We start from the raw sequence: 22,436 nt of genomic DNA, 5'->3' as shown, positions 1-22,436 counted from the left end.
ATGCCATGCTTGATCAGGAAACAACCTTGCGTCGCCGCGTAGACGAACTCGAAGCCGAGGGGCACTACCCGCAGATGGTCGCCCCGCTGGAGGAACTCGTCTCGCTCCTGAGATACCGGTGTAGCGGTGGCGGATGCAGCGCTGCCAGCGAAACACCCGAATACGCCGCGGCTCTCGATCGGCTCGCAGGCCTGCACCGGAACCTGGGAAACATTGACCGCGCCAAAGAACTGTACCGCCAGGCAGTCCAGACCAGCGCGACCGTGTTCGGCACTCATGATCCCAACTACGCCACCACGCTCAACAACTACGCCGGGCTCCTGCGCATGTGCGGTCAATACGAGGACGCCGAAGAGATCTACCTCCGGGCCGCGGACATTTACGAGGCCACTGTCGGCCCCCATCACGTGCTGACCATCTCCGCGCTCAACAACCGGGGGCTCGTCTTCCAAGACTGCGGGCGCGCCGAGGAAGCCCGCGAACTTCACGAGGACGCCCTTCGCCGCCTGAAGGAAGAAGGCGGGCAGATCGTCGCCGAGGCGACGACGCTGAACAACCTCGCCTCGGCGTGGGCGAAGCTGGGCGACTATGCCAAGGCCCGCGCCTACATGGAGGAGGCCTCCGCCATCTACGAGCGTACGGTCGGGCGCAATTCTGACCTTTACCTCGGCCAGCTTCATAACCTTGCCTCCATGCAGGCTCTCAGCGGCGACTACGCGGGCGCGCTCCCACGCCTCGAGTGGGTTACCAGCCGGGCACGGGAGATGTTCGGCCCGCGAAGCGAAAACTACCACGCCGTCCTGCGCAACCTGCTGGCAGTGTGCCAGCACCTGGGCAAAGTCGAGCGAGTTCGCCAGATCGAGAGCGAGTTGGAGGGGCTCGCTGGTCAGGGAGCGGTGCGATGAGCGAGCCTTTCATCTCCGGGCTCGAGCGCTCGCGGCTATTATGGATGATCGACGTCGCACCGGCGCTTGAGTCTGGCGTTCCAGACCTATACCCCTACCTCGCGGCTGGGCTCGTGGGTGATGGCTCGGATTGCTTCGGTTACGACGATCCGATCTCTGCCGATCACGATTGCGCGACACGGGTAAAGATCTGGATCCCGATCGGGGTAGGCGGAGAGGGCGCGACCTGGCGGATTCGAGCGGCTGTCGACCGTGGCGAGGTCATCGTGGAGGAGATCCCCACGTTCTACCGACGCTTTACAGGCCTCGACCATACGCCGCGCACTTGGCGGCAATGGCTGGCCATCCCCCCGAGAAATCTCGCCGCCGCCACGAATGGGGACGTCTTTTTCGATGCGCCGGGCAAGTTTAGCCAGCGTCGGGCGGAGCTGACCGCCTTCTATCCTTTCGACGTGCAACTCAAACTCCTCGAGGGGAGCGTTCTGCGCATGGGGCAGGCGGGCCAATACAACTATCCTAGGTGTCTGGCGCGTGGGGAACGCGTCGCCGCTGAGCTAGCCAAGTCCATCTTTATGAACGCGGCGCTCTCGGTCATCTTCATCCTCAATTCCCGCTACATGCCCTTCTACAAGTGGGCGCATCGGGCCGCGCGCGATCTGCCCGTGCTTGGGAAGACGGGAGCGGACGCACTCGAGCGTATCGCGCTGGCGGCCGACGCCACCGAAGAGATCGAAAACCTGAGCCTGGTAATCCTGCACGAGTTACAGGCGAGGTCGCTGACCTCAGGATCTTCGACCTTCCTTGTCGACCACGCCCCGGTGCTGCGCGGCCAGATCATCGATCCAGAACTACGAGAGGAAAACCCATGGAAACGATAGGAGAGCTCGATTCGACTGGACGAATCAAGGAGCTCGTGGATGAAATCATCCGCGCCGAGTGGGACATGTTTTCCACAGTACCCAACGCCGGCGGACCCGCCGCGTGCCAGAGCCAAGACCAGACGTTTGAGATCATGCGCCGCGCCCAGTTCTCTACGTGGAGCGAAGAATCGCTGATCTCCTACCGTAGGGACCTTGCGATGGCCACGGCGCGGGGACGAAATCTGATGACGGAAAAGTACGCCCGCATGATGTCGGTGACGCATCCTGAGGAATACGCCCAGATCGAGTCAATGCTCCCGGCCATTCCCGAACGCGTCTTCGTCCTTGTCGAAGCGATATCCGCCCAGCATCGCATGTGGGACGAGCGCGTAGCCGAGGAGTTACCCAAGGTGCGTGGGCGCGGGCGGACCCGTGACGAGGAGGCTCAAGTTGGTGCGGTGCCCACCGCCAACACCTATCTGATTGGAGAACTCTTGACCTATTCGGAAGCGACTCTCGATTGCCTCATGCGCGACGTCGAGGCGGCAGTCTCCAACGGACGTAACCTCGTGCGCGAACAGTTAGAGGCCACCGTACGGGCATACGGCTGGGAGAGCTTGGACGCTGCCGAAGCCGCACAGTAACTGCGCCAGAGCCCACATGTGGACGTTAGGCGTAGAACGGGAAGCTCGACCAATCCGGGGCCCGCTTCTCCAGGAAGGCGTCGCGTCCCTCCTGGGCCTCAGCCGTCATGTAGGCAAGCCGTGTGGCCTCGCCGGCGAAGACCTGCTGACCGGCCAGACCGTCGTCGGCGAGGTTGAAGGCGAACTTCAGCATGCGCAGGGCCTGCGGGGACTTGGTGGACATGATGCGTGCATACTCGAGCGCCTTATCCTCCAGCTGCGCGTGCGGCACGGCCTCGTTGACAACACCCCAGCGTTCGGCGTCGTGGGCGGAGTACTCGAGGGCCAAGAAGAAGATTTCGCGGGCACGCTTGTCACCGACCTGCCGGGCGAGTAGCGCCGCACCGTACCCTCCGTCGAACGAACCGACGTTGGCATCCACCTGCATGAAACGCGCGTGCTCGATAGAAGCAAGCGAGAGGTCGCACAACACGTTGAGCGAATGCCCACCGCCGGTGGCCCAGCCGCTAATCGCGCCGATGAAGATCATCCCGGAGGTGCGCATCAGGCGTTGAACCTCAAGAATGTGCAGGCGCCCGGCACGCGAGGTCTCAGCGCGGGCGGCGGCGTTTGCCTCGGCGTCGTCGTCACCGCCGTCGTATTTGTAGCCGTCCCGCCCGCGGATGCGCTGGTCGCCGCCGGAGCAGAACGCCCAGCCGCCGTCCTTGGGGCTTGGGCCGTTGCCCGTGAGGATAACCGTGCCGATCTCGCCGGACAGCCGGGCATGATCGATGGCACGGTAGAGCTGGTCGACAGTCTCGGGGCGGAACGCGTTGCGCACCGAAGGCCGGTTAAAGGCGATACGAACCACCGGAAGGTCGCGCTCGGAGAGGGGGCGCCCGTCGTCGTACACGCGCTCGACGCCCCGGTGGTAGGTGATGTCGGCGTCGGGGAAGCCGGCAACGGCTCGCCAACGGCGCGGATCAAAGATGTCGGAAACCTTCTTGGGCAGGGCAGTGATAGTCATGCCACCATTGTGCCTTATGGTGGAACGGTGAAGTTCTACGTCTACCGCCTTGCTCTGAAAAACCGCTTCCGGCGCCTGACCGAGAGGGACGGGCTACTCGTGAAGGGCCAACACTGGGGCGAGGTGAGCCCGTTTTGGGACTACGACGCCGAGGAGTCGGCTCGCTGGCTGGCCGCCGGTGTCGAGGCCGCTACCGGGTTGCCTGCCCCGCTAAGGGAGGCCGTGCCGGTGAACGAGACCATACCGGCCGTGGGCGCGCAGGTCGCCTTCGACCTCGCGGCCGCCTCGAACTGTGCGACTTTCAAGGTCAAGATCGCCGACCACCCCGGCGCGCTCGCGGAAGACCTTGCCCGGCTTGAGGCCGTGCGAGCAGCGCAGCCGGAGGCGAAGATCAGGGTGGATGCGAACGCCGCCTGGGACGTGGAGAGCGCGGTTTACCAGATCAGGCTGATGGATCGGGCAAGTGGGGGCCTCGAATACGTCGAACAGCCCTGCGAAACCGTGGAGGATCTGGCGAAGGTGCGCCGCCGCGTCGACGTGCCCATCGCCGCCGACGAATCCATCCGCCGCGCCGCCGACCCGCTCGAGGTAGCCCGCCGCCACGCCGCCGACGTCGCCGTGCTTAAGAACCAGCCACTCGGGGGAGTGCGCGCCGCACTCGCGCTCGCCGAGCAGCTCGCCATGCCGGTTGTCGTCTCCTCCGCCCTCGAGAGCTCGGTGGGCCTGCGCGCCGGACTCGCCTTCGCCGCCGCCCTGCCCGAGCTTCCCCACGCCTGCGGGCTCGCCACCTCCCGGCTCTTCACCGGCGATATCGTGGCCGAACCGCTCACGCCCGTGGGCGGGCAGATCGGGGTGCGCGACGTCGTGCCGGAGCCCGCGCTCAGCCTGCCGGTGGGGGCCGATCTGGCCCGCGCGTGGGAGCGGCGGCTGGCGCAGATGTGGAAGGTGGCCGAGGCCGCGGGTACGGTCAGCGGCGAGTACGAATTCATGGGAGGGCTTGCGTGAACGTGCAGCTGGAGGCATCGACGAGGATGGCGCGGGAGATCGTGGCCGAGCTGGTGCGCCAGGGGGTGCGGCGCTTCGTCCTGTGCCCCGGCTCGCGCTCGGCGCCCCTCGCCTACGCGCTGGCAGACGCCGAGGCCGCCGGAGTGCTCGACCTTCACGTGGAGACCGACGAGCGGGTGGCCGGCTTCGTCGCACTCGGCTCGGGACTCGCCGGGCAGGTGGCGGCCGTGGTCACGACGTCGGGTTCGGCCGTTGCGAACCTCCATCCGGCCGTCGAGGAGGCGCGATACGCGGGCGTGCCGCTTCTCGTGCTCGCCGCCGACCGGCCGCACGAGAAGCGCGGCGTGCGAGCCTCCCAGACCGCGGACCATCGGGGAATACTCGAGGGCTCCGTGCGATTCGTTGCCGAGATCGCCGCCGACGCCCCATCCGTGCGCGGTCAGGTGGTGCGGGCGACGCGGGTCGCGCTCGGTCAGGCCGGGCCGGTGCTCGTGAACGTGGCCTTCCGCGAGCCTCTCATGCCGGCCGCGCCCTGGACGGATGTGGCGGCGCAATGCGAGCCGCGCACGCCGAGCGGTCCGGGATCGGGTGCCGGCGGCGCGGGCACAGGCGACACCGGAGCGGGCGTGCGGACGGTCGTTGTGGCCGGGCCGTCAATTAGATCGAACCCGCTCTACGTGCGGGAACTTCCCGACCTTGGCGGGGTGCCGATCCTCGCCGAGCCGACCTCCGAGCTACGCGGCCATCCCAACGCTGTCGCCGCCCACCCGCTACTGCTGCGCACTGGTCTGGGGGAGCGCGTCGAACGCGTGGTGGTGCTCGGCCACCCGACTCTCACCCGCGACGTGTCCGCCCTGCTCGCCGACCGCGAGGTTTACGTCGTGGACGAGGCGGCCGGCTACACGGATGTGGCCGGGATCGCGCAGGTCGTGGAGCTGGAGGACGTGCCTGAGCTTCTCGCCGGTTCCCCCGCCCAGTGGCTGGCCGAATGGAAGGACGCCTCTCGGCGTGCCGACGCGGCGATCGAGGAAGCGCTGGTCGAGGGGGCGCCGGCAGGCGCCGCTGGCCGGGGCGCTCCGCCCGGCTGCGACAAGGGCATCTCGGGGGCCGTCGGGCTATCGACTGCGGCGATCGCGCGAGCGCTGACCGAGTCGGCCGTGCCCACCCACCTTGCCGCCTCCACCATCATCCGCGAGGTTAACCTCTACGGCCGCGCGCCCGCCGGGCCAATGTACGCCAACCGGGGGCTGGCCGGCATCGACGGGACGATGTCCACAGCCATCGGCACTGCGCTCGCCACCGGCGAGCCCACCCGCGTCGTCGTGGGGGACCTCGCCTTCATCCACGATGCCACCTCGCTCGTTGCCACCGCCTCGCAGGAGGGGCCGCGGCTTGACGTGGTCGTCATCGACGACCACGGCGGCTCGCTGTTTTCCACCCTCGAGTACGGAGCCGGCCCCGAAGGCCCATACGACCGAGTGTTTCGCACCGAAAAGCGGCTGGACGTGGAGGCCTTCGCGCGGGCGGTGGGTGTCGAGTACCGGCGGGTGCGGGCGCTGGGGGAGCTACGGGCGGCCCTCGCCGAAGACTTCCGCGTGCGGATCTTGCATATCGACGTCGGCCGCGTGCCCATGGCCGACGAGCGCGCCGCCCGGCAGGGGTTGGCCGCGCGGGTGTTGGCCGCGGTAGGTAGCGGGTGTTGGCCGCGGTAGGTAGCTAGGCGACGGTGCTCTTCGGCGTCGGGTGCCTCTACCCCGCGACCAGCAATATCGCTGTGCCTCCAGGAGTGAGTGGTGCATCAGGGTGAGTCGTGAAGACCTCCGGTTAAGGAAATGAGCCTGACGCCCATATCCTGCCGGAGGTCTTCACCCCATGCCACGTTCACAATCTCCCGAGGATCTACAGTGGCCGGCGCGGCTAAGTGGTGAGTTTTGGCTCGGATAGGGTGTTTTTGGCGATGAGAATGCTCAGATTCACTAGTTGTCTACGGGCGGGCTGGCGTAGTGGGGTGGGGTTGCAGTGGCCGGCGCGGCTAAGTGGTGAGTCTTGGCTCGGATAGGGTGTTTTTGGCGATGAGAATGCTCAGATTCACTAGTTGTCTACGGACGGGCCGGCGTAGTGGTGCGGGCGGGCCGGAATTCCCAGCCAAGTTTCAGGATTTCTCCACGCTTTGAAAAGATTAAAGATAGAACCTGAGCATGTTGCCGGCATTGGGACCGGCGTTGGAAAGGACAGCGAATGAACGAGCACGAGGAACGCGGACCCGCCGATGAGATGCCGGCCACCCAGCCCGCGAACCCGATAGAAGGTGAGCCTGAAGAAGTTACGCCGGTCCGCAACCCGGCCGAGGGCCAAGGCTCGCTAAACTCCACGGCCCCTGAATCCACCGACCGGATGCCTGGCGCCGGCGCCCAGAGTCTGCCGCCCGCACACCCCAGGGTCTACCGTAGCTCGGAGGCTCCGGATCCCCGCCCGGCTTCCCAGCCCGGGCAGGCAGCCCAGCCGGCACAGGCAGGACAGCCGGGACAGGCAGCCCAGCCGGGGCAGGCAGCCCAGCCGGGGCAGCCAGGACAGCCTCCGGCGGCGTCCCAGCGCGCGTATCCGACTCAGCCGCTCCCGGCGGCTGGACAGTCCAGCGGCTTCGCCGGGCCGACGCCCGCCCTGGGATACGCGGCTGGTGGGTATGGCGCGCCCGGATCGCAAAACTCGCATGCCCCCGGCGGCTACCCCCGCAGTGCCGGTGGACCCGCCGCTCCGACGCGTCCGGCGGGCCCCAGTGGCCCCTCCGGCCCGGGGTCGATGGGCCCGGGCTCGGCGGTTCCGGGCTCGGCCCCGCAACCGTCGTGGGGCTCGCCGGAGCCGGTCAAGAAGGTGCGCCGTGGCCCGGGCTGGATGGCGCTCATTGCGGTCGGCCTTATCGCCTCCCTGCTCGGCGGCACGATCGGCGTGGGCGTGATGGCCGCCCGCTGGGGGACGGCGCGCCCGGCGGCGACCCCCACGTCCACCACCTCGGGCGTCACGAAGACGGTCTCAACCGTGGAAGGAACGGACTGGCAGGCGGTGGCGGCAGCGGTCGGCAACGCGGTGGTCTCCATCAACGTCAGTGGGGCGTCGGGCGGCACGGCCGGATCGGGCTTCATTATCGACGCGGAGGGGCGCATCATCACCAATGACCACGTGGTGTCGGGAGCCCAGCAGGTCTACGTCACCCTTTCTGATAGTCGCGTCTACCAGGCCGAGATCGTCGGCACGGACGAGGCCACTGACCTGGCCGTGATCCAGCTTGTCGACCCGCCCAAGGATCTCACCGTGGCTCGCCTCGGTGACTCCTCGGGGGTCCAGGTGGGGCAGTCCGTGGCGGCCATCGGCAACCCACTCGGCCTATCCTCCACGATGACCACCGGCATCGTCTCCGCGCTTGACCGTCCGGTTCAGACCGTCACCGATTCCAACCCCGCGCAGGCCACCCGCGTGGTCACGAACGCGATCCAGGTCGACGCCGCGGTCAATCCCGGGAACTCGGGCGGCCCGGTCTTTGACTCGACGGGAGCGGTGATCGGCGTCGCCTCGTCGATTGCTACCCTATCCGGGGGCGAATCGAGCCAGTCGGGCTCGATTGGCCTGGGCTTCGCGATCCCGATCAACCAGGCCAAGAAGGTCGCCGACCAGCTGATCAGCGACGGCGTGGCCGAGCACGCGTTCTTGGGCGTGACCATTGTCGACGGTGTCGGAAAGGCGAATGGCACCAGCTGGAAGGGTGCCCAGATCAGCCGGGTCGAGCCCTCCACCCCCGCCGCCGAGGCGAACCTGCAGGCCGGCGACGTGATTCTCAAGGTCAACGATCGGGATGTCTCTTCCGGGTTGGCTCTGACGGGCTACGTGCGCCAGTTCAGTTCGGGCGACGTCGTCACCCTCCTCGTGGCGCGCAACGGGGAGCTGGTCAACGTGGACGTCACGCTGGCGACCCGCGTTGACGAGCACAACCGGGGTTAGGTTTTTACCCGCCGAGTGCGCCGAGCACGGGAGCGAGCTTCGCTTCCGTCTCGGCGTATTCTACATCCGGGTCGGAGTCGGCCATGATGCCGCCGCCGGCCCACGCGACCGCGCGCATGCCATCGATCCGGGCGCAGCGCAACGCGATGCACCACTGTCCGCCGCGGCTGTCCATCCAGCCCACGGGCGCGCCGTAGCGGTCGCGATCGATACCTTCTATCTCTGCGATGGCGTCGAGTGCGTGCAGGGTGGGGGTGCCGCCGAGCGCAGCTGTCGGGTGAAGCGCCCCGGCAACCTGCAGCGACGTCGCTTCGATCTCAAGCTCGGCCCGCACCTGTGTGGCTAGATGCAACACGTTGGGCAGGGTCAACACCTCGGTGGGGGCCACCTGCACGCGGCCGATCTTCTCCAGGGTCTCCACCACGGACTCCACGGCGAGGCGGTGTTCGTCGGCATCCTTGGCCGACGCCAGTAGCGTGCGCACGTCCGCATCCCCGCGGGGGAGTGTTCCGGCCAGCACCTTCACCTCCACCTCGCGCCCGGAGCTGGCGGCAAGCAGCTCGGGTGTGGCTCCCACCAGCCCGTCCACTGCAAACGTCCAGCACTGCGGGTAGCTCTGGGCCAGCCGCGCGATGACGTAGCGTTCGTCGATTTCCCGCTCCGCCTCCACGTTCAGCTCGCGCGCGAGGACCACCTTGCTCACGGTTCCCGCCGCGATCCGTTCCTGGATGCGGGCGACTTTGCGCCGGTAGGCTTCCACGTCGACGTCGTCGGCGCGCACCTTCCCGTGGCTCGGGTAGTCTTCCGACGACGGCCGAAGCGTCGCGTCGACCAGTGCTAGGGCGTCCGGGGCGAGGGTGTTGAAGACGTCGCGGTCGGCGGGGCCGATGAGGGTCAGCCAGCCGACTTCGCCGTCGAAACCGACCACTACCTGCGGCACGATGAGGGTTGATCCGGCCCGCGAATCGGAGGCGAAGGCGAAGGAGCCCACGCTGACCAGTCCGCTGCCGGGCCGCTCGAGGGGGTCGCGGATCTCGCAGGCCTCCACCACCTCTGTCCACCACTGGGAAGCCAGTGCGAAGCGGGTGCCCGCGCCGTCGCGCCCCTGGTCGTAGCGGGCGGCCTCGCCCGCGGCGACGAAGCCGCGCCCCTCCTTGAGCCACGCCAGCGCGTGCGTGGGCGTACGCAGGATCTCCGTCAGAACGGGCGGAGTACGCAGGGCTGTGGTCTGGGCGCGCAGGTGTGGAATACTAAACACGAATAACGATCTTACGTGCCGAGATGATTAAATGCAGTCATGAAACGAGCCACTCTGGAGAAGGTCCCGGCGGACGTTGCAGCGATGTTCGACCAGGTGTCCTCCAAATACGATCTGACGAACTTCATCCTCACTCTCGGTCTCATTGACGTGTGGCGGGTCGCCACCCGTGAAGCGATTGCCCCCGGCCCGGGCATGACCATCCTCGATATCGCGGCGGGAACGGGGTCATCCTCGGTCACCTACGCTGAGGCGGGCGCCGACGTCGTCGCCTCCGATATCTCCGAAGGCATGATGGAGGTGGGCCGCCGGCGCCACCCCGAGCTCACGTTTGTCCAGGGTGACGCCACGGATTTGCCCTTCGAGGACAACTCCTTTGATGTGACCACCATTTCCTACGGCCTGCGCAACGTTGAGGATCCGGACAAGGCGTTGCGCGAGATGCTGCGCGTGACCAAGCCCGGCGGCAAGCTCGTGGTGACGGAGTTTTCCCGTCCCACCTTCGCGCCCTTCCACCGCGCATACCGTTTCTTCCTCGCCGACGTCCTGCCTGCGATTGCTTTCTTCGTCTCTTCCGACGCCGCGGCCTATGACTACCTCGTGGAGTCCATTCTCTCCTGGCCGCCCCAGGAGGTCTTCGCGAAGCGGATCCAGGAGGCCGGGTGGCGCGAGGTTGAGTATCGCAACCTGACTAACGGGATCGTGGCCCTGCATCGTGCGACCAAGCCGATCGAGCCTTAATGGGTTCCCTATTTGCGCAAGTAAAGTATGCCGTTAATACCTACATCATAATTTTTCAAGGCTCTCGCAGTTGCGTAGACTTGTGGCCGTTGTGGCGAGATTCCGTTCTCGTCGGTGAAAGGCGGTGGCTATGACGGAGCATGCGGACGTCATTGTCGTAGGCGCCGGCCCCGCCGGAGCTGCCACCGCCCACTATCTCGCCCAGAACGGCGTCGATGTCCTCGTACTTGAGAAGGCCACGTTCCCGCGTGACAAGATCTGCGGCGACGGCCTGACCCCGCGTGCAGTCGCCGAACTCATCCGCATGGGTATCTCGCTACCCGAAGAGGACGGCTGGGTGCGCAACTATGGCGTGCGCGCCTACGGCGCCGGTCACATGATCGAGGTGCCGTGGCCGGAGCTGGCCTCCATGCCCTCCTGGGGTAGCGCCAACCGTCGTGTCGACTTCGACCACATGCTCATCCGCCACGCCGTGGCCTCCGGGGCGCGCCTGCGCGAAGGCGTCACGGTCACTGGCCCGCTTCTCCACGAACCCTCCGGTCGCGTCGTCGGTGTGCGTGCCCGCTCGAGCGCGGACCGCGGGGAGGAGATGACTTTCTCCGCCCGCTTCGTCGTCGACGCCGGGGGAGTGGCCGCCCGCCTGTCGATCGCGGTCGGCCGCGAGAAGGACATGAAACGCCCGATGGGCGTGGCCTACCGGACCTACTTCGAATCCCCGCTCGCGGCCACCGACATGATGGAGTCCTGGTTGGAGCTGTGGGCCGGTAGGCCCGGCCAGTCCGAACAGCTGCCGGGATACGCGTGGGCGTTCGCGGTGGGGGACGGGCTGGTCAACGTCGGCCTGGGCTCGCTGTCGTCGACGGCGAAGGCCACCGGCATCGACCACCGCAAGGTCTTTCAGCAGTGGCTGGCCAACACCCCCGAAGAGTGGCAGATGAACGCCGACACCCAGCGCGGCCCGATCCGCGGAGCGGCGCTCCCGATGGCGTTCAACCGCAAGCCCCACTACGCAAACGGGCTCGCGCTCGTCGGCGACGCCGGAGGCATGGTTTCGCCCTTCAACGGCGAGGGTATTGGCCCCGCGCTCCTGGCCGGCCGGCTCGTCGCCGACGCGATCGCGCAGGCCCTCGCGCACGGCCCGCTCGGGGCTCAGGATCGTGTCATGGCCGAGTATCCGCGCCGGTTGAGCGCGGAGCTCGGCGGTTACTACACCCTGGGCAGGGTCTTCGCCGCGCTTATCGAGCGTCCCGAGATCATGCACATGTGCGTCAAGTATGGTCTGCCGCGCCCGACGCTCATGACGCTGGTCATGAAGCTTCTGTCCGATTCATACGATCGCCACGACGGGGACTGGATGGACCGCCTCATCACGGCACTGTCGAAGGCGGTGCCGCACGCATGAGACCATTATTTCGTGGACAAACCTGTAAAGTGAGAAGTGGTGCACGAATGGATAGCCACTTTTTTGAGACGAAAGAACACGTGGAGGACTGATGTATTCGTATGTTCCGCTTCTCGTGATGATCATTGCCGGTGGCGTGGTCGCGGTCGCCGGCCTTCTGGTCTCGGCGATCATCGGCCCCAAGCGCTACAACCGCGTCAAGGTCGCGAACTACGAGTGCGGCCTTGAAGCCACCCCGAACGCGGGTCACGAAGGCCGCTTCCCGATCAAGTATTTCTTGACGGCCATGACCTTCATCATTTTCGACATCGAGGTCGTCTTCCTCTACCCGTGGGCGGTCTCGGCCGGCCATCTTGGGCTGGTGGGCGTCATCTCGATCGCCGTCTTTGTTTTCCTCATCACCGTCCCCTTCATTTACGAATGGCGGCGTGGCGGCCTGGAGTGGGAGTGAAATAAATGGGAATTGAAGAAAAGGCATCCGGCAAGCTGCTGACGGGCATCGAGGCCGTCGGCGGGTGGGCGCAGGCTCGCTCGCTGTGGCCGGTCACCATGGGCCTTGCATGCTGCGCCATTGAGATGATGTCGTTCGGCGCGGTCCGCTACGACGCGGCGCGTATCGGCATGGAGGTCTTCCGCGCCTCGCCGCGTCACGCGGATCTCATGCTCGTCTCCGGGCGCGTGAGCCACAAGATGGCCCCCGTCGTTCGCAACATTTACGACGAGCTGGCCGAGCCCAAGTGGGTCATCTCGATGGGCGTGTGCGCATCCTCGGGCGGCATGTTCAACAACTACGCGATCCTGCAGGGCATCGACCACCTCGTGCCGGTCGACATCTACCTGCCCGGCTGCCCGCCGCGCCCGGAGATGCTTATCAACGCGATCTTCGAGTTGCGCAAGCACCACGTTGAGGGCCGGCCGATCGGCGAACACCGCAAGGAGATCGCGCGCAAGGCCGAGGAGGCCGCGCTTGCGGCGATCCCCGTTGAAGAGAAGAAGGGACTGCTGGCGTGAGTGAAAACGAAGGCGCAATGGTGCCAAGCGCGACGGTCGGCGCTTCCGTCGTCGCCGCCCGCAAGGGCTTGTGGGGCGTGAAGGATACCGGTGACACCACCGGTTTTTCCGGGAACGAAGAGGTCGCCGTCGTCGCCCCGCCGGCCGCCCGTCCGTACGGCGGCTGGTTCGACGAGGTGGTAGACATCATCATCGAGCTCGCCCAGGCCGATGGCCTGACGGAGGGCGACGTCATTGAGAAGGTTTCGGTGGACCGCGGCCAGCTGGTCATCTTCGTCAAGCGCGAGCACCTGCCGCGCGTTGCGCGTTACCTGCGCGACGACCAAGACCTGCGTTTTGAGATGTGCCTGGGCGTCTCGGCCGTCCACTACCCGATGGACAAGGGGCGCGAGCTGCACGGCTACTTCCCGTTCTTCTCCATCACCCACAACCGCATGATCGCCCTCGAGGTCACCTGCCCCGACGACGATCCGCACATGCCCTCCATCTGCTCGGTCTACCCGGGCGACGACTGGTCCGAGCGCGAGGCCTTCGATCTGATGGGCATCATTTTCGACGGGCACCCCGGCCTGGCCCGCTCGGCGATGCCTGATGACTGGGTCGGCCATCCGCAGCGTAAGGACTACCCGCTTGGCGGGGTCCCGGTTGAGTATAAGGGCGCAGTTATTCCGCCGCCGGATACACGGAGGGAGTACAACTAATGAATTCCACACACGCGACCCGCGCAGCGACCGAGGAGTCGATGGAGAACGCCAAGATCTACGAGGCGGTCGGCGGGGATTGGGGCGATATTGCCAAGGATGCCGAGGAGCTCGGCGAAGAGCACATCGTCGTCAACCTCGGCCCGGTTCACCCCTCCACCCACGGCGTGCTCCGAGTCCAGGTTGAGCTCGACGGCGAGCGCGTCAACGAAGTGCGCGCCGCTACCGGCTTCCTCCATACCGGCATCGAGAAGAACATGGAGTACCGCACGTGGACCCAGGGCGTGGCCTACTGCACTCGCATGGACTACGTGGCGCCGACCTTCCAGGAGGTTGGCTATTGCATGGCGGTGGAGAAACTGCTGGGCATCGAGGACCAGATCCCCGAGCGCGCCCAGGCTATCCGGGTTCTGCTCATGGAGCTCACCCGCATCAGCTCCCACATTGTGGGCATCGGCTCTGGCGGTAACGAGCTTGGTGCGACGACGATGCTGACGCTGACCTTCCGCCTGCGCGAGGACATCCTCCGCATCATGGAGGACATCACCGGCCTGCGCATGAACAACGAGTTCATCCGCCCCGGCGGCGTCCTTGAGGATCTGCCCGAGGGCGGCATCGACTACATCCGCGAGCTGCTGCCCGGGATCCGCAACACGATCTCGGAGATGCAGGACCTGACGATGGCCAACCCGATCTTCTTGAAGCGCCACGTCGACGTCGCGGTCTCCCCGCTGTCGGCGCTCATGGCGCTGTCGATGACGGGCCCGTCGGTGCGTGCCGCGGGCGTGCCGTGGGATCTGCGCAAGACCCAGCCGTACTGCGGCTACGACAAGTACGAGTTTGACGTGCCCGTGGCCGACAAGTGCGACGCCTACAACCGCATCAAGGTCAAGTTCGAGGAGTGCTACCAGTCGATCCGCATCATCTACCAGGTGCTGGACGAACTGGAGAAGAGCGCCGGCCAGCCCGTCATGATTGACGACAAGAAGATCGCTTGGCCCGCGCAGCTTTCCATCGCCTCCGATGGCCAGGGCACCAGCCCGGAGCACGTGCGCCACATCATGACCGAGTCGATGGAGTCCCTCATTCACCACTTTAAGCTGGTCACCGAGGGCTTCCGGGTTCCGCCCGGCCAGGTGTACACGGCCATCGAGCACGCCAAGGGCGTCCTCGGCGTGCACCTGGTCTCGTCCGGTGGCACGCGCCCCTACCGCGCGCACTTCCGCGATCCGGGCTATAACAACCTGCAATCGTTGGCGCTGATGGCGGAGGGTGGCCTGCTGGCCGACCTCATCATCGCGCTGGCCGCCGTCGATCCCGTGATGGGAGGAGTGGACCGCTAATGGCAACCAACTACACGCCAGAAGTCGAGGCGCGTCTTCGCGCCGACGCCGCCGAGGTCGTCTCGCGTTACCCGCAGCCGCGTTCGGCGATCATGCCGTTGCTGCACCTCATTCAGTCCGAAGATGGGTTCTGCTCGCCGCGCGGCATCACGCTGGTGGCCGACATCCTCGACCTGTCGCGCGCCCAGGTCTCCGCAGTGGCGACCTTCTACTCGCAGTATCGGCGCCACCCCAACGGCGAATACAACGTGGGCGTGTGCACGAACGCGCTGTGTGCCGTCATGGGCGGCGACGAGATCTGGGATGAGCTCACCGAGTACGTCGGCGTAGGGCACGACCAGACCACGGAAGACGGTAAGATCACGCTCGAGCAGCTCGAGTGCAACGCCGGGTGCGACTACGCGCCGGTGATCATGGTCAACTGGGAGTTCTTCGACAACCAGACCCCGGCCTCCGCCAAGCAGATTGTGGATGACATCCGCGCGGGCAGGGACATCCACCCCACCCGCGGCCCGGAGAAGGTTCATACCTTCAAGGAGATTTCCCGCGTGCTGGCCGGCTTTGAAGACGGCCACGTCGACGAGGGCCCGGCGGCTGGCGAAGCCTCGTTGCGCGGCCTGAAGATCGCCCGTGAGCACGGCTGGACCGCGCCGAAGGCAGTGGAGGAGACGAAATGACTGAGTTTTCACCCGCAGGAACACTCGCCCCGGTCCTGTCCGATAACTGGGACAAGGAACGTTCATGGACGCTCGAGACCTACCGCAACAATGGCGGATACAAGGCCATCGAGAAGGCCTGGGAGATGGCGAAGGAAGACGGCGCGATCACGAACCTGGTCAAGGCCTCCGGCCTGCGCGGCCGCGGCGGCGCGGGCTTCCCCACCGGCCTGAAGTGGTCCTTCCTTCCCGCACCCGACGGCGGGCCGCGCTACCTCGTGGTCAATGCCGACGAGTCGGAGCCGGGCACCTGTAAGGACATGCCGTTCCTCATGGCCAACCCCCACCTGCTGGTGGAGGGCATGATGATCTGCATGCTGGCCATCGGTGGCCATCACGGCTTCATCTACCTGCGTGGCGAGGTTGTCCACGTTTACCGCCGCCTGCTCGCCGCGGTCCGCGAGGCCCGCGAGGCCGGGCTGCTCGGGAAGGGGCTCGGGCCGAACGGCGACTACGACCTGGACATCACGGTCCACGCCGGTGCCGGCGCCTACATCTGTGGCGAGGAGACCGCCCTGCTCGACTCGCTCGAGGGTTTTCGCGGCCAGCCGCGCCTGAAGCCGCCGTTCCCGGCGGTCGAGGGCCTGTATGCCCGCCCCACGGTGGTCAACAACGTCGAGTCGATCGCCTCGGTTCCCGGCATCATCAACAACGGCGCCGAGTGGTTCCAGGCGATGGGTGCCGACACGAAGAACTCTCGCGGCCACGGCATTTTCTCGATCTCCGGCCACGTGAAATACCCCGGCCAGTACGAGGCGCCGTTCGGCATCACGATGCGCGAGCTGCTCGAGATGGCCGGCGGCATCCGCGAGGGTCACGAGCTGAAGTTCTACGCGGTGGGCGGCTCCTCGGCGCCGCTGTGTACCCCCGACCACCTCGACGTTCCCCTCGGCTACGACGAGGTCGCGGCCTCCGGCTCGATGCTTGCCACCCGCGCCATCCAGGTCTTTGACGAGACGGTTTCGGTGGTTCGCGTCGTGTCCCGCTGGACCGACTTTTACCAGCACGAATCGTGTGGTAAGTGCACGCCGTGCCGGGAGGGCACGTACTGGATGCGCCAGCTCATGCATCGCTTCGAGGCCGGCAAGGCCCGCGAGGGCGAGATCGAGCTCCTTCACGAGATCGCCGACAACATTGCCGGGCGTTCCTTCTGTGCACTCGGCGACGCCGCGGCCACCCCGATTCGTTCCGCGATCGGCCTGTTCCGGTCGGAGTTTGAGGCTGGTTACACGACGCCGGCAGTCGAGCTCTTCCCGCCTGAGAATTCCGTCCTGTTTCGCGAAGTAGGTGTTCAATGACAACCACTGATCACGCACCCGTCGATCTTGTCACGATCAAGGTTGACGGCAAGGAGGTCTCCGTTCCGAAGGGGACGCTGATTATCCGTGCCGCCGAGAAGATCGGTGTTCACATCCCGCGTTTCTGTGACCACCCACTGCTCGCGCCGGTGGCGGCTTGCCGCCAGTGCCTGGTGGAGGTGGCCACGCCGAACCGCGAGGGCGTGGTGGCGAAGATGCCCAAGCCGCAGCCGGCGTGCGCGGTGACGGTATCGCCGAACATGGAGGTCTTCACGGCCGCCTCGTCGGAGGTGGCAAAGAAGGCCCAGCACGGCGTCATGGAGTTCCTGCTCATCAACCACCCGATGGATTGCCCGGTCTGTGACAAGGGCGGCGAGTGCCCGCTGCAGAACCAGGCGATGACGGATGGGCGCGGCGAGTCGCGCTTCATCGACATTAAGCGCACCTATCCCAAGCCGATCTCCGTCTCCTCGCAGATCCTGCTTGACCGCGATCGTTGCATCCTGTGCCAGCGGTGCACGCGCTTCTCCACCCAGATCGCGGGTGACCCGTTCATCCAGTTGCAGGGCCGCGGTGGCGGCCACGCCGGGCGCGATACTCACGGTCTGCACGGCTCGCAGATCGGCAACTTCGATGCCTCGGTCCTCGATTTTGCGGTCGAGGGCGGCCAGGCCCCGGCGGTGGAGAATGGCTACTCGGGTCCGGACGGCGATTCTGGCCGCGAGGTCGGCTTCTCGGCCGGCCCGGTCGCAGTGGGCGAGATGGACGTGACGGGTAAGCCGTTCTCGTCCTACTTCTCGGGCAACGTCATCCAGATCTGCCCGGTGGGCGCGCTGACGTCGGCGGCCTACCGCTTCCGCGCTCGGCCGTTCGACCTCGTCTCCGTCCCATCGGTCACCGAGCACGACGCCTCCGGCTCCGCCATCCGCGTGGACTACCGGCGTGGCACCGTGGTGCGCCGCATGGCGCAGGAGGACATGGACGTCAACGAGGCATGGATCACCGACAAGGACCGTTTCGCTTTCCGCTGGCAGACCGGCCCGGATCGCCTCACCTATCCGCGCATTGCAGGGCAGGAGGGTCCGATCTCCTGGTTCGAGGCTCTCCAGGCTGCGGCGGACGGGCTCAAGGCGGCGAAGGGGGTGGGCGTCATTACCGGCGGCCGCCTTCCTCTCGAGGATGCCTACGCCTACGCCAAGTTCGCGCGCGTGGCCCTCGGCACGAACGATATCGACTTCCGCACCCGCCGCGGCAGCGCCGAGGAGGACCAGTTCCTCGCGGCGCACGTGGCGGGCACCGAGCTCGGCGTGACCTACGCCGACATCGAGCGCGCCGGACACGTCCTGACAGTGGGCCTGGAGGCGGAGGACGAGATCGGCTCGGTCTTCCTGCGCCTGCGTAAGGGCGTCCTGGCCAAGACGACGTCGGTGACCGTCATTTCCGCCTACAAGACGTTGGGCACCGAGAAGATGGACGCCCGCTTCCTTCCGGCTGTTCCGGGCACGGAGGCCGAGGTACTGGACGCGATCGCCGACGGCGGCGCGGCCGGCTTTGGCGAGGCGTTCGCCGATCTGTCCAAGGACGGCTCCGTCATCCTCGTGGGTGAGCGGGCGGCCGACGCGCCGGGCGCGCTGTCCGCCGCCGCCCGGCTGGCGAAGCGCACGGGTGCCCGGCTCGCGTGGATTCCCCGCCGAGCGGGTGATCGCGGCGCAGTCGACGCCGGCGCCATGGCGAACCTCCTGCCCGGCGGCCGCCCCGTGGCCGACGCCGATGCCCGCATCGACACTGCCGCCGTGTGGGGCGTGGACTCGCTTCCCGCCACCCCGGGGCGCAACACCGAGCAGATCCTGGCCGCGGCCGCGGCGGGCGAGCTCGGCGCGATCCTGCTCGCAGGCGTGGAGCTCGCCGACCTGCCGGCCGGCGCCGAGCAGGCCCTGCGCAACGCTTTCGTCGTCCAGCTCGAGGTCCGTGACACCGAGACCACCGCGCTTGCCGACGTCGTCCTCCCCGTGGCACCCACGGCTGAGAAGGGCGGCACATTCGTCAACTGGGAGGGTCGCCTGCGCCCCTTCGGCCAGACGCTCGTCTCCAAGAGCCTGCCCGATCGCAAGGTTCTCGCCGAACTCGCCGCCGAGATGGGGGTCGACCTCGGGCTCGAGACGCTTGCCGGCGTCGTCGAGGAGATGGCCGAGCTACGCCGCTGGGACGGCGCGCGCGCCGAGATGCCCAACGAGGCTCCGGCACCCGCACCGACCGTTGGCGCCGGTCAGGCCGTGCTGGCATCCTGGAAGCAGATGATTGACGCGGGCGCGCTGCTGAGCGGCGAGCCCCACCTGGCCAAGACGGCACGCAAGCCGGTAGCCGTCATGAGCCCCGCCACCGCGAAGAAGGCCGGCGTGACCAGCGCGGTGACGATCACGGGCCCGGCTGGCTCGCTGAGCCTCGACGTCGTCGTGCTTGACATGCCCGACGCCGTGGTCTGGATCCCGCAGAACTCAGTCGGGTGCGCCATCGCCTCGCTCGGAAGCCGCGCCGGCGACGTCGTCGCGATTCAATCGGAGGTAACGAAGTGAATCTCTATACCGTTGGCGGAGTCGCTGCAGACTTCTCGCAAGACACGTGGTGGATCTGGGTGATCAAGGCGGTCGTGATCGTCCTGTTCCTCATCTTCTCGGTGATCTTCGCGCTGTGGTTCGAGCGCCGACTCCTCGCCAAAATGCAGAACCGTCTCGGCCCGAACACCGTGGGCCCGCTCGGTCTGGGGCAGTCCTTCCCGGACGCGCTCAAGCTGATCCTCAAGGAAGACTTCTGGCTCGGCGGAGCGGATAAGGTCATTTACGCGGTCGCGCCGGCCATTTCGGCCACCTGCGCGTTCGTGGTGATGGCGGTCATCCCGGTTGGTCCGAACGTGTCGATGTTCGGCATCCACACCCCGATCCAGCTGGCCGACTCGCCGGTGGCGATGCTTTTCGTGCTCGCGGCTGCGGCGCTTGGAGAATACGGTCTGGTGCTCGGCGGCTGGTCCGCGAAGTCCACCCTGCCGCTGTACGGCTCGGTTCGCGCGGCCACCCAGATGATCTCCTACGAGCTGGCAGAGGGCCTGTCGCTGGTCACGGTCTTCATCGCGGCCTCCACGATGTCCACCTCGGGCATCGTCGAGTCCCAGGCGGGACTGTGGAACGTCATCCTCCTCATGCCGGCCTTCATGATCTTCCTCGTGACCATGTTCGGCGGCACCAACCGCCTACCCTTCGACCTGACCGAGGCAGAGGGCGAGATCGTCGCGGGCGCCCACCTGGAGTACTCCTCCATGAAGTTTGGCTGGTTCTACCTGGCCGAATACGTCAACATGCTCAACATGTCGATGCTGGTCACCACCCTGTTCTTCGGCGGCTACCGCTCGGGTCCGATCCTGACCTGGCTGTTTGGCCTGTGGGGTGGGGATCCGAACGTCGGCTGGTTCCCGGTGCTCGTCTTCATCTGCAAGCTGTGGACATTCATGGGCCTGTTCGTTTGGGTTCGCGGCACGCTGCTGCGCTTCCGCTACGACCAGTTCATGCACCTGGGCTGGAAGGGCCTCATCCCCGCGGCCTTGGGCTGGCTGGCGATCGTCATGGCCGTCGTCGGCATCAACATGGTCGTCGCGATCAACATGGTCCCGGTGCTCACCATCCTCGCCATCGGCTACTCGCTCATCCTGCTCATCTGGGCATTCGGCGATGATTCGGTGAAGAAGACCCAGCAGGAGATCATCGAAGAGCGCGAGTCGCAGGAGTTCGACGGCTTCGAGAACGGCTACCCCGTCCCGCCGCTGCCCGGCCAGCACCTTCCGCCGTCGCCGCGTGCGCGCAACCGTTCGGCGATCGACACGCAGACTATTGAGGAGGCCTAAATGTTAGAAGACAACGACGCCGGGCGCTTCGAGCAACCTGACCCGTCGCTCTACAGCCCCACCAAGAAGGGCCCGATCGGCAACTTCTTCGCGCCGGTGGCCGGATTCGGCGTGACGTTTTCCACGATCTTCCGTCCCACCGTGACGGAAGAGTATCCCTTCAAAAAGGTTCCCACCCGCCCGCGCTACCACGGCCTGCACAGGCTCAACCGCTACGCGGACGGCCTAGAGAAGTGCATCGGCTGCGAACTGTGCGCCTGGGCTTGCCCGGCGGACGCCATCTACGTCGAGGCCGCGCCGAACACGCCGGGGGCGCAGTACTCCCCGGGTGAGCGCTACGGCCGCGTCTACCAGGTCAACTACCTGCGCTGCATCTTCTGCGCCTACTGCATCCAGGCATGCCCCACGCGCGCGCTGACGATGTCGAACGATTACGAGATCGCCGGCCCCACCCGCGAGGACATGATCTACGAGAAGCACCAGCTCCTCGTGCCCCTCGCCGAGGGCATGCTCAACCCGCCGCACCCGATGGTTGAGGGCACGACGGACGCCGACTACTACCAGGGCGCCATCACCGGGCCGACGCAGGACCAGATCGACTGGGTCAAGGACAACCGACCCGACGATCCCTCGCTCTCCACGGCGCGGGCTACCCAGAAAGCTGAGGTCGCACAGTCATGACCCCCCAGCCTCTTGAGATTTCGCTCGGTGAGACGATCATCTTCGCCATCATGGCGGTGGCGATGGTCGCGCTCGCCGTCTACGGATTGCTCATCGCGCGAAAGGCCGTCTACTCGGTCGTCTCCGTCATCTTCATCATGGTCGGCTTGGCCGTGCTTTACACCGCACTGGAGGCGCCCTTTATGGGCGTAGCCCAGGTCGTGGTCTACACGGGCGCGATCCTCATGATGTTCCTCTTCGTGCTCATGCTCATCGGCGTTGATTCGTCCGACTCCACACACGAAACCCTCAAGGCCCAGCGCCCTGTCGCCCTCGTGGGCGGGATCGGCGTGGCCGGGATCCTCATCGGCGTCGTGCTTGGAGCTGCCAACCCGGATGCGGTGGGCCTCGCAGCAGCGAACGCGGACGGCAACCCCGTCGGCGTCGCCCAGTCGATCTTCACCAACCACATCCTCACCCTCGAGCTGACGGGCACACTCCTGATCGTGGCCGCGCTCGGCGCGATGACGCTGACCCACCGCGACCGCATCCACACGCCGATCACGCAGGAAGCTCGCGCCCACCAGGGCGTGCGCGACTTCGTCACCGACGGGCGCCACATCGGCCACAAGCCGAACCCCGGCGTCTACGCCGAGTCGAACTCGTCGGCCAACCCCGCGCTCACCGCCTACGGCAAGCCGCTCGAGAACTCGGTCAACCGCGTGCTTCAGGTACGCGGCCAGATGCGTACGGTCGGCCAGATCTCGCCGGCCACGGTTGAACGCATCGCCACCGGCACGGGCGTGTCCGGCCCGTCCACGTACGGCAAGGTCGGGCGCGCCACGCTCGCGGGTATGCCCGGCGAGCTCGCCCCCGATCACGACGCCGCGCTTGAACGCCTCGCTCAGCTCGAGGGCGGCAACGATGAGCCGAGCGCCGCGCAGGTGGCTGACGCCGCCGAGACCACTGCCGAGCTGACGGACAAGACGGAGGAGTAAATC

20 protein-coding genes are annotated in these 22,436 nt (G+C 66.6%); 18 read left to right on the top strand and 2 right to left on the bottom strand.

Annotation, left to right across the window (positions count from 1 at the left end; all coding sequences use genetic code 11):
* Window positions 1-5: 5 nt before the first annotated feature.
* From J2S45_RS09020 to J2S45_RS09010, 3 genes are read left to right on the top strand one after another with little or no spacing between them, the layout of a single operon-like run.
* Entirely contained in the window at window positions 6-905 is a 900-nt protein-coding gene (locus tag J2S45_RS09020) for a tetratricopeptide repeat protein (RefSeq protein ID WP_296929766.1), read from the top strand.
* On the top strand, window positions 902-1,783 hold the full coding sequence (locus J2S45_RS09015) for a DUF4037 domain-containing protein (protein ID WP_307635176.1): 882 nt from the start codon (window positions 902-904) through the stop codon (window positions 1,781-1,783). The genes J2S45_RS09020 and J2S45_RS09015 overlap by 4 nt, the downstream gene beginning before the upstream one ends.
* Window positions 1,771-2,409, top strand: coding sequence for a DUF4125 family protein (locus J2S45_RS09010; RefSeq protein ID WP_307635175.1), 639 nt, complete (start codon window positions 1,771-1,773; stop codon window positions 2,407-2,409). The genes J2S45_RS09015 and J2S45_RS09010 overlap by 13 nt, the downstream gene beginning before the upstream one ends.
* Window positions 2,410-2,434: 25 nt before the next feature.
* Here J2S45_RS09010 and J2S45_RS09005 read toward each other — a convergent pair whose 3' ends face one another.
* Window positions 2,435-3,409: a 1,4-dihydroxy-2-naphthoyl-CoA synthase gene (locus J2S45_RS09005; protein WP_307635446.1), complete on the bottom strand. Its 975-nt coding sequence runs from the start codon at window positions 3,407-3,409 to the stop codon at window positions 2,435-2,437.
* A gap of 33 nt (window positions 3,410-3,442) precedes the next feature.
* Here J2S45_RS09005 and J2S45_RS09000 point away from each other — a divergent pair, with 33 nt between their 5' ends.
* The 3 genes from J2S45_RS09000 to J2S45_RS08990 all read left to right on the top strand — a co-directional run bounded on the left by J2S45_RS09000 (window position 3,443) and on the right by J2S45_RS08990 (window position 8,413).
* Window positions 3,443-4,420 carry an o-succinylbenzoate synthase gene (locus tag J2S45_RS09000; RefSeq protein WP_296929777.1) on the top strand — a complete coding sequence of 326 codons (978 nt, stop codon included), beginning with the start codon at window positions 3,443-3,445 and terminating at the stop codon, window positions 4,418-4,420.
* The gene (gene menD / locus J2S45_RS08995) at window positions 4,417-6,132 is read left to right on the top strand and encodes a 2-succinyl-5-enolpyruvyl-6-hydroxy-3-cyclohexene-1-carboxylic-acid synthase (protein WP_307635174.1); all 1,716 of its coding nucleotides are present in this window, start codon (window positions 4,417-4,419) and stop codon (window positions 6,130-6,132) included. Before J2S45_RS09000 ends, menD begins: the two co-directional genes overlap by 4 nt.
* 526 nt (window positions 6,133-6,658) lie before the next feature.
* The gene (locus J2S45_RS08990; protein ID WP_307635173.1) at window positions 6,659-8,413 is read left to right on the top strand and encodes a trypsin-like peptidase domain-containing protein; all 1,755 of its coding nucleotides are present in this window, start codon (window positions 6,659-6,661) and stop codon (window positions 8,411-8,413) included.
* Window positions 8,414-8,417: 4 nt separating this feature from the next.
* Here the strand turns inward: J2S45_RS08990 and J2S45_RS08985 are convergent, their stop codons facing one another.
* Window positions 8,418-9,671, bottom strand: coding sequence for an isochorismate synthase (locus J2S45_RS08985; RefSeq protein ID WP_307635172.1), 1,254 nt, complete (start codon window positions 9,669-9,671; stop codon window positions 8,418-8,420).
* A 39-nt stretch (window positions 9,672-9,710) separates the two neighbouring features.
* On the opposite strand from J2S45_RS08985, the gene J2S45_RS08980 reads away from it, so the two are divergent.
* From J2S45_RS08980 to J2S45_RS08925, 12 genes are all read left to right on the top strand, one after another.
* A complete protein-coding gene (locus J2S45_RS08980; protein ID WP_307635171.1) occupies window positions 9,711-10,412 on the top strand; it encodes a demethylmenaquinone methyltransferase in 702 nt (233 codons plus the stop codon).
* 130 nt (window positions 10,413-10,542) lie between these two features.
* A complete protein-coding gene (locus J2S45_RS08975; protein WP_296932510.1) occupies window positions 10,543-11,814 on the top strand; it encodes an NAD(P)/FAD-dependent oxidoreductase in 1,272 nt (423 codons plus the stop codon).
* A gap of 91 nt (window positions 11,815-11,905) precedes the next feature.
* Window positions 11,906-12,265, top strand: coding sequence for an NADH-quinone oxidoreductase subunit A (locus J2S45_RS08970; RefSeq protein ID WP_270975542.1), 360 nt, complete (start codon window positions 11,906-11,908; stop codon window positions 12,263-12,265).
* A gap of 5 nt (window positions 12,266-12,270) precedes the next feature.
* Complete coding sequence (locus J2S45_RS08965) at window positions 12,271-12,825, top strand: NADH-quinone oxidoreductase subunit B (protein WP_270975541.1); 555 nt, start codon at window positions 12,271-12,273, stop codon at window positions 12,823-12,825.
* Window positions 12,826-12,842: 17 nt separating this feature from the next.
* Window positions 12,843-13,526, top strand: coding sequence for an NADH-quinone oxidoreductase subunit C (locus tag J2S45_RS08960; protein ID WP_296932522.1), 684 nt, complete (start codon window positions 12,843-12,845; stop codon window positions 13,524-13,526).
* 41 nt (window positions 13,527-13,567) lie between these two features.
* Window positions 13,568-14,869, top strand: coding sequence for an NADH-quinone oxidoreductase subunit D (locus tag J2S45_RS08955; RefSeq protein WP_296932521.1), 1,302 nt, complete (start codon window positions 13,568-13,570; stop codon window positions 14,867-14,869).
* Complete coding sequence (gene nuoE / locus J2S45_RS08950; RefSeq protein ID WP_296932508.1) at window positions 14,869-15,546, top strand: NADH-quinone oxidoreductase subunit NuoE; 678 nt, start codon at window positions 14,869-14,871, stop codon at window positions 15,544-15,546. Before J2S45_RS08955 ends, nuoE begins: the two co-directional genes overlap by 1 nt.
* On the top strand, window positions 15,543-16,883 hold the full coding sequence (gene nuoF / locus J2S45_RS08945) for an NADH-quinone oxidoreductase subunit NuoF (RefSeq protein ID WP_307635170.1): 1,341 nt from the start codon (window positions 15,543-15,545) through the stop codon (window positions 16,881-16,883). The genes nuoE and nuoF overlap by 4 nt, the downstream gene beginning before the upstream one ends.
* The gene (locus J2S45_RS08940; RefSeq protein WP_307635169.1) at window positions 16,880-19,456 is read left to right on the top strand and encodes an NADH-quinone oxidoreductase subunit G; all 2,577 of its coding nucleotides are present in this window, start codon (window positions 16,880-16,882) and stop codon (window positions 19,454-19,456) included. Before nuoF ends, J2S45_RS08940 begins: the two co-directional genes overlap by 4 nt.
* Window positions 19,453-20,775 (top strand): NADH-quinone oxidoreductase subunit NuoH, encoded by a 1,323-nt coding sequence (gene nuoH / locus J2S45_RS08935; protein WP_296932503.1) that lies wholly within the window; start codon window positions 19,453-19,455, stop codon window positions 20,773-20,775. The genes J2S45_RS08940 and nuoH overlap by 4 nt, the downstream gene beginning before the upstream one ends.
* Window positions 20,776-21,456 carry an NADH-quinone oxidoreductase subunit NuoI gene (nuoI, locus tag J2S45_RS08930; RefSeq protein WP_270975531.1) on the top strand — a complete coding sequence of 227 codons (681 nt, stop codon included), beginning with the start codon at window positions 20,776-20,778 and terminating at the stop codon, window positions 21,454-21,456.
* Entirely contained in the window at window positions 21,453-22,433 is a 981-nt protein-coding gene (locus J2S45_RS08925) for an NADH-quinone oxidoreductase subunit J (RefSeq protein ID WP_270975529.1), read from the top strand. The genes nuoI and J2S45_RS08925 overlap by 4 nt, the downstream gene beginning before the upstream one ends.
* Window positions 22,434-22,436: the final 3 nt, after the last annotated feature.

Origin of the sequence: Trueperella abortisuis, assembly GCF_030811095.1 — a bacterium.
Classification (GTDB): domain Bacteria; phylum Actinomycetota; class Actinomycetes; order Actinomycetales; family Actinomycetaceae; genus Trueperella; species Trueperella abortisuis.
This window is presented reverse-complemented; position numbering and strand designations above follow the sequence as displayed.